The sequence below is a fragment of the Flavobacterium sp. genome, from assembly GCF_035456085.1.
Classification (GTDB): Bacteria; Bacteroidota; Bacteroidia; order Flavobacteriales; family Flavobacteriaceae; genus Flavobacterium.
Map to the genome: position 1 here is coordinate 1 of NZ_DATIDY010000186.1, position 12,032 is coordinate 12,032.

Sequence of the window (12,032 nt, forward strand, 5' to 3'; positions counted from 1 at the left end):
TCTCCATCTGAACAAGGTGAAGAAAAATTCTACTTGCACTATAACTTCCCTCCTTTCTCAACTGGTGAAGCAAAACCATTAAGAGGAACTTCAAGAAGAGAAGTAGGTCACGGTAACTTAGCTCAAAGAGCTTTAAAAAACATGATCCCGGCTGATTGCCCTTATACAATTCGTGTTGTTTCTGAGGTTTTAGAGTCTAACGGTTCTTCTTCTATGGCAACGGTTTGTGCAGGTACAATGGCATTATTAGATGCCGGAGTTCAAATGACAAAACCAGTTTCTGGAATTGCCATGGGATTGATTACAGACGGTGAGAAATTTGCTGTCCTTTCAGATATTTTAGGTGACGAAGATCACTTAGGAGACATGGACTTTAAAGTAACAGGAACAAAAGATGGTATTACTGCTTGTCAAATGGACATCAAAATTGATGGATTACGTTATGACATCATGGAACAGGCATTAGCTCAGGCACGTGACGGCCGTATGCATATTTTAGGTAAAATAACTGAAACTATCGCTGCGCCAAGAGCTGACGTAAAAGCACATGCACCAAAAATCATCACCAGAACTATTCCTGGAAACTTTATTGGAGCATTAATTGGACCTGGCGGAAAAGTAATTCAGGAATTACAAAAAGCTACTGGAACAACTATCGTCATCAACGAAGTGGATGAGCAAGGTGTTATCGAAATTTTAGGAACGGATCCTAAAGGAATTGAAACAGTATTAGCTAAAATTGCTTCTATCACTTTCAAACCTCAAATGGGAGAAGCTTATGAAGTGAAAGTAATTAAAATGCTTGATTTTGGTGCCGTTGTAGAATATACTGCAGCTCCAGGAAACGAAGTTTTATTACACGTATCTGAATTAGCTTGGGAACGTACTGAAAACGTTAGTGATGTAGTAAATATGGGAGATGTATTCCAAGTAAAATACTTAGGAGTTGACCCTAAAACTAAAAAAGAGAAAGTGTCTAGAAAAGCACTTATTCCTAGACCTCCACGTGAGGAAAAAAAAGAGTAATCCTATCTTAGTTTACTAAAGGTTTATTTATAGACAAAACCCCGTTTTACAATCGTGAAACGGGGTTTTTCAGTTTTTTTTTATTTAGCAAGTAAAATTTCCAGTTATAAATATGATTATTAAACAAAATCACATATTTTAACTATATTAAGACAAATAAAGAAATGTTTTTGCAAAAAAACCACAAATAACTATACAATATTCAAAGAAAAAAAATACCTTTAACGTGAATATTAGTCTATTAACCAATTAAAAAAAATTATGAGCAAAAAAAAAATCTCAGATCCGTTCCCAGGTAAACCCTACCCAACCATTCAAACTACTAAGATTAACACACAACCTTTTACTTTTAAACAACCAAAAGAGGTCACCTATCCAGTAGCCCCATTAGTATCAGCAAAATTCTACACCCCAAAAGGCGGTCAATTAACTTTAAAAGTAAGAGCAACACTATACATAAACTCCAAGAACCCTGACGCACCTCTTGTAGAAACTCCTAAAGAAAAAGACGGCGTTTTGACTATAAATTACGATTATGATTTCTCTATGGAAACTCCAGAAACCTGCGATGTGTGGTATGTAGAACTGGATTACACTTCTCCTACAGTAAAAAACATAAAAAAAGTTATGTCATATATGATAAACTTAGATCCCGAAGGTTCAAGAGGGACTGAAACAGGAGTAAATGGATAATACCTAAATAATTGTTATAAAAAACACATCGTTTAATTAATCCATTTTTATGGCGAAATTAGACGATGTCTCATAAATAGGAACAGCGAGAATCATAAAAAATGCAAACATTTAAACAATTAGTTCCCCTATTACTTTTTTATAATTCTTTATTTCTTTTTTCTCAAGAAAAAAATACTGACAATATAGATGCAGTATTTAATAAAAAAGCAGAAGAGTTTAATAAAGAGGTAAATTTTAGAAACGCACAATATTTTTTCACAAATAAAAATTGGGATTCTACTTTAGTATATTCAATGAAACAATTGAGTTTAAGTAAAAACAAAGAATTAGCTGATTATTGTCACTATTTTAGAGGATATAGTTTTAGAGAGTTAAAACTGCTACAAGAAGCAAAATCTGAATTAAATTTAATTTCAAAAAAATTTATACTATATCAATTAGTAAACTATAAATTAGGTTCAATTTCTTTAGAACTTCAAGAATTCGAAAAAGCAATAACCTTTTTTCATAAAGCAGAATCAGAATACGCTAACAAAGTGAAAGATTATAAAATAAGTTCAATTTATGCAAATTTAGGAACTTGTTATTTACATCTAAAGAAATTCAAAACAGCTGAATTTTATCTATTTAAAAGTATTAAAATTCAAAAAACAGAAAAAGACTCCTTGCCCTTAATAAATTCCTATTTTAATATTGCAACATTATATTATGACCAATACAAAGACAAACAGGCCATACCTTATTTCGAAAAAGCGTATTCATTATCTAAAAGAATAAAAAATTTTGATATAAAAAGAAAAGCTTCCAAAAACATGGCAGTTGTCGAAGAAAACAGAGGTAACTTCAAACAAGCCTTAGCCTACAGAAAAGAATCTGAACAATGGAAAGATTCCCTCAATAACCAAAACAAAGTCTGGGCAATCGCAGACTATGAGAAAAAATATGCGGTTGCACAAAAACAAAAACAAATCTCAGTACTTAAGGTAGAGAATAAACTAAAAGAAACGCAGCGTAATAATATGTTTTATTCTTTATTGGGTTTATTAATTCTTTTAATTGGCGGGGTTTATATTTATGCTCAAAAAGTTAAAAATGCAAAAATCATACTCGCTCAGAAAGAAAAACTGGACGAACTTAACGCCACCAAAGACCAATTATTCTCAATAGTAAGCCACGATTTGCGTTCTTCTGTTAATGCCTTAAAAAACAGCAACGCCAGACTGACTGCTTCGCTGGAAACAAAAAACTACAATGAATTAGACCAACTCCTGCATCAAAACAGCACGATTGCAAATGGCACCTACAGTTTGCTCGACAATTTGCTTCATTGGGCGTTATTGCAAACCAAACAATTGTATTTCCATAAAGATTCGGTTCATTTGTATTCTATAGTGCAACAAATAGAATACAACTACAAACCTTTACTGCTCGACAAAACCATTGCTTTTGAGAACGCCGTTTCTAAAAATAGTTTTATCTTCGTAGACCTCGATTCGCTAAAAATTGTATTGCGCAATCTGCTCGACAATGCGATTAAATTCTCTCCTGAGAACAGCAAAATCAGTTTTTATACTATGGAGACCAAAAGCAATTTCTGCCAACTTGTTATTCAGGACAACGGCTCGGGAATGAATCAAGAAACCGTAAACGAATTACTTGAAGACAATGAGTTGTTGGCCAAGAAAAACAATTCTGAGATTATAGGAACGGGACTGGGCATGCAGTTATGCAAGCAAATGATAAAGAAAAATGACGGAACGCTAACCATAGAAAGCGAATCCAACAAAGGAACCAAAATAATACTTTCGTTACCAAAAAATAACCAAAATGGATAATATCAACATACTTATTATAGAGGACACGCAAGAGCAAAGTGACGCACTGAGCAAAGTTTTACTCGCTAACAATTACAACATTGTAGGCGTTGCCCAAAATTATACAGATGCACTTACTTTATTTTACAACAATCCCGTAGATATAGTTATCATTGATGTTTTTCTATCCGGAAGACCAGAAGGAATTAACTTTGCAGAAACCATCAACATTGTTCCTAATAGTACTAAACCTTTTGTTTTTTTGACCAGTTCTCAAGATCGTCAAATTTTTGAAAGGGCAAAACTTACCAAGCCTTTTAGTTTCCTAATGAAACCTTTTAACGAACTGGAAATTCTTTATGCGCTAGAAATGGCTGTCGAAAAATTCTATGAACAAACTAATGTATTTTTGAGTGAAGACCAAGACACCGTAGTCAGCAACGATTATATGTTTATCAAAAAGAAGAATGTTCTAAAAAAAGTATCCCTAAAAGACATACTTTATATTGAAGTTGAAGATCGTTATTGCAACATTATTACTGAGAAAGAAAAATTTGTTATTATGATTTCGTTAACTAAAATCAATGAACTTCTCGACAAAAATAAATTTATTAGAACTCATAGAAACTACATCGTAAATACAGATTTTATTGAAGAAATAATTCTTGCTGACAATCTTGTCATTCTCAAAGGAAATCACAAAGTCAATCTGAGTGACACTTATAAAGATTTTATAAAAAAAATAAACATCTTGTCATAATCAATTAAAATCAAACAGAAAACTTCTCTTTCAAGAGAAGTTTTTTCTTTATATCATTTACGTAATTAATACAATACCTCATGACAACAAAAGCCAACTTTATGGCATTTGACTTCAAAAAGGCAGATATGGAGTATATCTTTACTATTCTAAAATAAAAAAGTCATGAGTTCTAAATCTAATACACAAAATAATGCGCGGTTAAATAAAATTTTAAGCAAATTCAATCCCTGGATTGGATTATTAGCATCATTATGTATCATTATTCCAAGTTTGTATGACATTTTAGACAATCCTTTAAAAATAACTAACGATCACTTTATCCTCGCAGGAGGAATATTTCTTTTGGTCGTTTTTTTAAGACAAATATTTGATAGAATTGTCAATTTAGAAGGTATGGAATAAAATTTAAATCCAAAAAACAACTTATTATAAACATCACAAAACCAATAATTTCCAATTAATAATTAAATTTGTCAGAGCAACCTGCCGCATAACTTTGCAGCAGGTTGTTTTGTTTTTTAAAAAAATAATTATTCTTCTGTAACTTTTTTGCAACTCAATACGTATAACAACTTGTACACTTAAAAAAATTGAGGAGACAGAAACATGAGACAACTTAAAATTACCAAGCAGGTTACTAATCGTGAAACCGCTTCATTAGACAAATATTTACAAGAGATTGGAAAAGTTGACCTTATTACCGCTGACGAAGAGGTAGAATTAGCTCAAAGAATTAAAGCCGGGGATCAAAGAGCCCTTGAAAAATTAACAAAAGCCAATTTACGTTTCGTAGTTTCGGTAGCCAAACAATACCAAAACCAAGGATTAACACTTCCAGATTTAATTAATGAAGGAAACCTTGGATTGATAAAAGCAGCTCAACGTTTTGATGAAACTCGTGGTTTCAAATTCATTTCATACGCTGTATGGTGGATTCGTCAATCGATTCTTCAAGCTTTGGCAGAACAATCTCGTATCGTTCGTTTGCCATTAAATAAAATTGGTTCTATCAATAAAATCAACAAAATGTATGCGTTATTAGAACAATCTAATGAGCGCCCACCATCTGCTGAGGAAATTGCAAAAGAGCTAGACATGACTGTTAATGATGTAAAAGAGTCTATGAAAAACTCTGGTCGTCACTTATCAATGGATGCTCCTCTTGTTGAGGGAGAAGATTCTAACCTTTACGATGTCTTGCGTTCTGGGGAATCTCCAAATCCAGACAGAGAATTAATTCATGAATCTTTGCGCACTGAAATTGAGCGTTCATTAGAAACATTAACTCCAAGAGAAGCTGATGTGGTTCGTTTATACTTCGGTTTGGGGGATCAACACCCAATGACTCTTGAAGAAATTGGTGAAACTTTTGACTTGACTCGTGAACGTGTTCGTCAAATTAAAGAAAAAGCAATTCGTAGATTAAAACACACTTCAAGAAGTAAAATCTTGAAAACATATTTAGGCTAATTAGTCTTAAAGTTTGAAAGTTATAAAGTCCAAAAGTCTCTTTTGATTTTAGACATTTGACTTTCGACTAAACAGCAAACAACAGTCTGATTAACTGTTCGTTTTTTGATTGATGATTGAAACTCCGGCTGATTACCGGAGTTTTATTTTGCAATAAACCTCCGGTCAGTTCGCATTTCATGCTCGAGTTTCCGGAGTTTTATTTTTTATAATTACCTTTGCAAAAAAATAAAACCATGAGTAAAAACACAATTATTGCACCCTCAGTTTTAGCAGCCGATTTTGCTAATTTACAACGTGATATCGAAATGATTAATAACAGCCAAGCTGACTGGTTTCATATTGATATTATGGATGGTGTTTTTGTTCCGAATATTTCTTTTGGAATGCCAGTATTAGAAGCAATCACAAAACATACAAAAAAAACTGTCGATGTACATTTGATGATTGTAAATCCAGACCAATACATCAAAACCTTTAAAGAACTTGGAGCTGATATTTTGACCGTACATTACGAAGCTTGTACTCATTTACACCGAACATTACAAGCGATCAAAGCGCAAGGAATGAAAGCCGGAGTGGCTCTTAATCCTCATACGAATGTTGATTTATTAGAAGATATAATTAATGATATTGACATGGTTTGTATCATGAGCGTAAATCCAGGTTTTGGAGGACAGTCTTTTATTGAAAACACTTATGCGAAAATTAGAAAATTGAAAAATTTAATTGTTGAAAAAGGTGCTTCAACATTAATTGAAATCGATGGAGGTGTTACTAACAAAAATGCGCTGCAATTAGTTGAAGCCGGAGCAGATGTTTTGGTAGCAGGAAGTTTTGTTTTTAAAGCTGAAAACCCAACAGAAACTGTAGCTGATTTGAAAAAATTAACTTCTTTTTAAAAATTAAAATAATACCAATTAAATACAAATCCGAAGTTTTAGAAAGCTTCGGATTTTTTTGTTTATACTAAACTCTTTTCACTAAATAAATTTTACTAAACACTAAAACAAAGAGATAACAATAAAGTAACTATTCATTTAAATGCAAATTTTAGCTGGTAAATATATTTGTAGGAATTTAAAAAATTACTTATGAAACGATTTTTACTCTTACTAAAGAATTCTTTAACTGCTACTTTCGAAACAAAATCAACAGTGATTATTTCTAATAGGATAATTGGGTTGGCCTTTACTCCACTTGTACTTTGCTTTAATCAAAGTGGTATGGCTCAATCTATAGATCTTTCGAAATATGTTCGAGTTGGGCGTTACAACTTGCCAGAACCAACAAGAACAGCTCATCCAGCTAACAATTTACTGGCTCAGGAAGCTTCTGCGATAACTTACAATTGGGACACGAATACTCTTTTCGTAGTTGGTGACGGAAGTACTGCCATAGTTCAGGTATCAAAAACGGGTGAATTAATTGACACGATGACATTAGCACAAGGAACGAGCCCGCAAGGAACTGAGTTTTATGATACTGAAGGAATCACTTATATTGGTAATGGCCAATTTGTAATGACCGAAGAACGTGACAGGCAAGTTGTTTTATTTACTTATGTTACTGGAACTACGCTTACCAGAAGTAATACTAAAACAGTAAAATTAGGCACATTCGTTAATAACATTGGAACAGAAGGACTTTCTTACGATCCAAAAACGAATGGCTATATTGTTTTAAAAGAGATTTCACCTATGGGAATTTTTCAAACTGGAATTGACTTCAACGCTGGAACTGCAACCAATGGATCTGCTACAACCGAAAATTCTGTTAATCTTTTTGACCCCTCATTATTGGGTGTTACTGATGTTGCCGATGTTTTTGCTTTATCCAATTTGCCAGCGCTTGCAAGTACACCATTATATGATAATTTATTGGTACTAAGCCAGGAAAGTGCCAAAGTAGTAAATACTGATCGAAACGGTACTGTCACTAGCACATTAAACATCGTTTCCGATCCAGAAAATCCTTTAGACGCGCCTTCTCAACAACATGAAGGATTAACTATGGATCGTGATGGAATATTATACATTGCCAATGAAAATGGAGGTGGCGATATAGATCACCCACAACTTTGGGTGTATGCACCTTCTTCTTCAGTAAATCAAGCTCCAACAGCAATTGCTTTATCAAACACTATAAATTCAATTTTAGAAAATTCTAATACTTCTACAGCAGTCAAAATTGCAGATATTCTTGTGACTGATGATGGACTTGGAACAAATAACTTATCATTGTCTGGTGTAGACGCAGCTTTCTTTCAGATCATTGGTTCAGCTTTGTATATTAAAGCCGGAACAGTGTTGGATTATGAAACTAAAACAAGCTATGCAGTCACGATAAATGTAGACGATGCAACGATTGGTTCCACTCCAGATGCTTCCGTTAACTTTACCTTATTAGTTACAGATGTAGCTATTGAAACTTCACCAACCGCAACAGTAAGTATTACAGAAATCGCGACTTGGTCAAGCAGCAACAGTTTAGTAAATGCGGATTGGTTTGAAGTCACTAATAATGGAACTTCAGCCCTTGATATCACAGGTTGGAAAATAGACGATAGTTCTAAATCTTTTGCAGCTGCTTTACCATTAAACGGAATTACAAGTATTGCTCCAGGCGAATCTGTAATTTTCTTAGAAACAAGTTCGACAAACGCAGCAAGTATTATCGCTGATTTTAAATCGGCTTGGTTTGGTTCTAATGTGCCTACTGGTTTACAAATAGGAAGTTATACTGGCAGTGGAGCAGGTTTAAGCACATCCGGTGATGAAGTAAACTTGTTTGATGCCAGCGGAAATATTAAAGCAAATGTTACGTTTGGAGTAGCCACAACAAATTTAACATTCAATAATGCAGCTGGACTTACCAATGCAACCATTACGACATTAAGTCAATTAGGAGTAAACGATGCTTTCGCTGCCAAAAATGATGCTAATCAAATTGGTTCACCAGGTTCAACCGGAAAATTATTTATATCTGAAATTGCTCCATGGGCTAGTAATAGCAGTCCTGTAGGTGCTGATTGGTTTGAAGTAACTAACACTAAAGCAATTGCGGTTGATATAACAGGATGGAAAGTAGATGACAATTCGCAATCACCTGCAGCAGCCGTAGCATTAAATGGCATTACTAGTATCAATCCGGGAGAATCGGTAATTTTTATTGAGACTGATAATTTAGCTGCAAAAAGTACCGCATTTTTGAGCAATTGGTTTGGATCAAATCCTCCAACAAATTTAAGAATTGGAAACTATACTGGAAGCGGCGTTGGCTTGGGAACAAACGGAGATCAGGTTAATTTATACAACGCCACTAGCAGTACACCGCAGGCATCAGTTTTATTTGGTGTTTCACCAACTGGAACTTTTGCAACATTTGATAATTCAGCCGGAATTAATACAACAACCACTACTCTTAGTCAATTGAGTGCTGTAGGCATTAATGGCGCATTTGTAGCTGCAAACAGTAGTACAGAAATTGGTTCTCCTGGTTCTTTTACATTGCCTAAAACTACTTTATCTGTCAATATGCCTACTGAGAGTACTAATGTATTTAAGGCAATAGCTTATCCAGTTCCAACTAGTTCAACATTTCAGCTAGACTTGAGTACAACTAGCAATGATCTTGTTGGAATAACCGTTTATGATATGAATGGAAAATTAGTTGAAGACCTAAAATTGGATAGTAATGAACTTAAAAATCACAAAATTGGAAACAATTATTCAACGGGAATTTATACTATCGTTTTGAAACAAGGTGAAAGTATAAAAACGTTACGCGTAATTAAGAAGTAATATCCAAATAATTATAAAAAATAAAATCCTCACTTGATTCAAGCGAGGATTTTGTTTTAAAACAAAAGTCCCAATAAGCGTACAGGTTTCTCAATTGGGACTTTCAAAATTAGTAAACACTTAATTTTTATACTGTTCTAATAAATATTTAATTAAATCAGTTGTAGTAATTATTCCAACCAATACATGATCATCACAAACAGGTAAAGCATGGAAATCTTTACATGCTAATATTTCGGCTGCTTCTTTTATTGAAGTTTCTGGAGTAATGGTAACTAGCTTTTTTGCCATAACTTGTTCTACTGTAAACATATTATAAACAGTAGTATCTATCACCTCTTCATCATCATCAATTGCATCAGCAAAAGAAATTCTCAGCAAATCAGTATAACTCAACATTCCAATTATAGTAGCTCCACTTACTACTGGAATATGTCTAATTTTGTAATGCTTAAATAGAGATTCAGCCTTGGTTAAATCATCCTTTATAGTGAGTTTAATAATATCTTTTGTCATAATTGTGGACACGGGGACATGCTGTCTCATAACAATTCTTTTTAAAATTATATGCAAATTTAAAAATGAAAACATCCTCAAAACATGATGATTATCAGGTCATAATTATTTTTTTATAATTAAATTATAAAAAGCTTTTCCTTAACAAAATTTAATACGTGAATGCAATTAATATTAGAAGTTGGAGCTAAAAAAAACCATTTACTATTGAAAATAATAAATGGTTTTATAATTATTTAGTTGGCTTTTAATGCTTTCCAGTTCTGCTGATCTCTAAAAATGTATTTCAAATTATATTTCTTAGCTTCTTCTTTTGATAATTGATGAGACCAATTTACTCTTTTATCAGTTTCTGCTCCTTTTCCTTTGTTTTTGAATTCTGCGTAATAAACCGTTTTAGTTTTGTCCCCAAATCGTTGGTCTTCCCAAGGATTCCAACCTTCTGGCAATATATGATTTCCTAAATTACATTCAACAAAAACCGTTTTAGCATAAGGACGCCAAGGACGACCTAAAAAGACTTTGCTCACATTGGCATCAGCAGTAATATTACAATTCAAGAAAACATAACCAAACTCTTTTTTTTCGGGAGTTGAAGCGGCAGTGATATAAGAATCTTTTTTGCAGTTAATGGTACAATTATTAAATACTGCTGTTGCAGGTCCAAAAATAAAATCCGTAGTACCATCAATATAGCAATTTAAATAGTATTGCCAACTTCCTTCTCCATCAGTTAGTAACGTATCCTGGCAGCCTAAAATTTTAGAATTTCGAATTAAAAAACGACTTCCTTTTACATGCAAAGAAACTGCTTGTCCTTTTTCGCAACATGAATTTTCGATAGTCAAATTCTCAAATGTAACATCATCAGCTTCAACTAAAAATGTATAAGAAGTTGAAGTCCTAATTTTTATTTCAGGATTTGGAGTCGGCTTACCCGAATAATCATCGTAAGTAATGATAGTATGCTCTTTGTCCTCACCAACTATGGTTAAAGATTGCTTTGAGGGCGGAATAACTAATTTCTCCTTATAAATTCCATTTTTAATATAAATCACAACAGCTTCTTTATCTGTATGGACCGAATCAATAGCGGTTTGAATTGTTGAAAAATCGCCGCTACCATCTTTGGCAACTGTTATCTTTTTTTGACCAATAATACTAGGATTCCAAAGCACAAAAAGTAAAAACAACAATGTATATTTCATATTTAGTAAATTATAATCTTTTATAAAAAAAATTAATAAAGTTCGGCTACCTATAACATAGTTGTTTTAGAAAGCATACCTCCCCATAATGGTTGGGAATATTTTAAATTCTTCTGACGGAACAAAGTTGTTGCTTATTTCAATTTCAGAACCGAAAGAGAAGTTTTTGTTGAAGTTGTACATCACTTGAGGCTCGGTCAATAATATCATTTTTTTGCTCGATCCATCTGCCCTATCTTCCGACCAAAAATCAAGAAAACCTCTTAAAGTAACTTTATCATTAAACAAGTTATGAAACCAAACAGCGGTAAATTGTCCGTCAATGCCAGTAGACCCATGGGTATTTTTGTACATGTAAGTAGTATTTAGAACAAAGTTACCGATCTTGATAGGAAAACCTATACCAACTAGAAAAGCTCGATTAATAGGGAATCCCAAAGGGTTTTCAGGACTATCTGCTTTATCGTTTGTCATTAATAAACCATCATTATATTCAATATGAAAGTTCAAACCCTCGATCAGATTATTTTTGATAGTAAACTTCCTGGCAATTTCCATGTAAGCAAGATTGGCAGCATCCTTCCGATCAAAATTAAAATCTGTAAAAAAGAATGTGCTTCCTAATTTGTCCGGTTTAAAAATTTCGAATGTAAAAGTGAGATAATCTCTTTCGGGTAAAAAGTCATAATGTAATTGTATTTCCTGTGCATTAGCAAAAGCAGAAAACAAAAGCGCA

General features: G+C 33.2%; 11 protein-coding genes. 8 read left to right on the top strand and 3 right to left on the bottom strand.

Annotated features, from left to right (window positions below; translation table 11 throughout):
* The 8 genes from VLC96_RS13900 to VLC96_RS13935 form a co-directional block, all read left to right on the top strand.
* Positions 1-1,026: KH domain-containing protein (locus tag VLC96_RS13900; protein ID WP_325263823.1), on the top strand; the 1,026-nt coding region annotated here is incomplete at its 5' end.
* Positions 1,027-1,287: 261 nt separating this feature from the next.
* A complete protein-coding gene (locus tag VLC96_RS13905; protein WP_325263825.1) occupies positions 1,288-1,719 on the top strand; it encodes a hypothetical protein in 432 nt (143 codons plus the stop codon).
* Positions 1,720-1,820: 101 nt separating this feature from the next.
* Positions 1,821-3,557: an ATP-binding protein gene (locus VLC96_RS13910; RefSeq protein WP_325263827.1), complete on the top strand. Its 1,737-nt coding sequence runs from the start codon at positions 1,821-1,823 to the stop codon at positions 3,555-3,557.
* Positions 3,550-4,296, top strand: coding sequence for a LytR/AlgR family response regulator transcription factor (locus tag VLC96_RS13915; protein WP_325263828.1), 747 nt, complete (start codon positions 3,550-3,552; stop codon positions 4,294-4,296). Before VLC96_RS13910 ends, VLC96_RS13915 begins: the two co-directional genes overlap by 8 nt.
* A gap of 165 nt (positions 4,297-4,461) precedes the next feature.
* Positions 4,462-4,701: a hypothetical protein gene (locus VLC96_RS13920; RefSeq protein ID WP_325263830.1), complete on the top strand. Its 240-nt coding sequence runs from the start codon at positions 4,462-4,464 to the stop codon at positions 4,699-4,701.
* 204 nt (positions 4,702-4,905) lie between these two features.
* The gene (locus VLC96_RS13925; protein WP_007804760.1) at positions 4,906-5,769 is read left to right on the top strand and encodes a sigma-70 family RNA polymerase sigma factor; all 864 of its coding nucleotides are present in this window, start codon (positions 4,906-4,908) and stop codon (positions 5,767-5,769) included.
* Positions 5,770-6,005: 236 nt separating this feature from the next.
* Positions 6,006-6,671, top strand: a complete 666-nt coding sequence (gene rpe, locus VLC96_RS13930; RefSeq protein WP_325263867.1) for a ribulose-phosphate 3-epimerase — start codon at positions 6,006-6,008, stop codon at positions 6,669-6,671.
* A 192-nt stretch (positions 6,672-6,863) separates the two neighbouring features.
* Positions 6,864-9,572 (top strand): SdiA-regulated domain-containing protein, encoded by a 2,709-nt coding sequence (locus tag VLC96_RS13935; RefSeq protein WP_325263868.1) that lies wholly within the window; start codon positions 6,864-6,866, stop codon positions 9,570-9,572.
* Positions 9,573-9,692: 120 nt separating this feature from the next.
* Here the strand turns inward: VLC96_RS13935 and VLC96_RS13940 are convergent, their stop codons facing one another.
* From VLC96_RS13940 to VLC96_RS13950, 3 genes are all read right to left on the bottom strand, one after another.
* Positions 9,693-10,118 (bottom strand): CBS domain-containing protein, encoded by a 426-nt coding sequence (locus VLC96_RS13940; RefSeq protein WP_325263870.1) that lies wholly within the window; start codon positions 10,116-10,118, stop codon positions 9,693-9,695.
* 206 nt (positions 10,119-10,324) lie between these two features.
* Entirely contained in the window at positions 10,325-11,296 is a 972-nt protein-coding gene (locus VLC96_RS13945; protein WP_325263871.1) for a pectinesterase family protein, read from the bottom strand.
* Positions 11,297-11,362: 66 nt separating this feature from the next.
* The coding region (locus VLC96_RS13950; RefSeq protein WP_325263873.1) for a DUF5020 family protein at positions 11,363-12,032 on the bottom strand (670 nt) is incomplete at its 5' end.

Excerpts from the sequence above, each read along its gene's own strand:
- VLC96_RS13905 (WP_325263825.1), top strand. The coding sequence starts at position 1,288 with ATGAGCAAAAAAAAAATCTCAGATCCGTTCCCAGGTAAACCCTACCCA.
- VLC96_RS13910 (WP_325263827.1), top strand. The coding sequence starts at position 1,821 with ATGCAAACATTTAAACAATTAGTTCCCCTATTACTTTTTTATAATTCT.
- VLC96_RS13915 (WP_325263828.1), top strand. The coding sequence starts at position 3,550 with ATGGATAATATCAACATACTTATTATAGAGGACACGCAAGAGCAAAGT.
- VLC96_RS13920 (WP_325263830.1), top strand. The coding sequence starts at position 4,462 with ATGAGTTCTAAATCTAATACACAAAATAATGCGCGGTTAAATAAAATT.
- VLC96_RS13925 (WP_007804760.1), top strand. The coding sequence starts at position 4,906 with ATGAGACAACTTAAAATTACCAAGCAGGTTACTAATCGTGAAACCGCT.
- rpe (WP_325263867.1), top strand. The coding sequence starts at position 6,006 with ATGAGTAAAAACACAATTATTGCACCCTCAGTTTTAGCAGCCGATTTT.
- VLC96_RS13935 (WP_325263868.1), top strand. The coding sequence starts at position 6,864 with ATGAAACGATTTTTACTCTTACTAAAGAATTCTTTAACTGCTACTTTC.
- VLC96_RS13940 (WP_325263870.1), bottom strand. The coding sequence starts at position 10,118 with ATGAGACAGCATGTCCCCGTGTCCACAATTATGACAAAAGATATTATT.
- VLC96_RS13945 (WP_325263871.1), bottom strand. The coding sequence starts at position 11,296 with ATGAAATATACATTGTTGTTTTTACTTTTTGTGCTTTGGAATCCTAGT.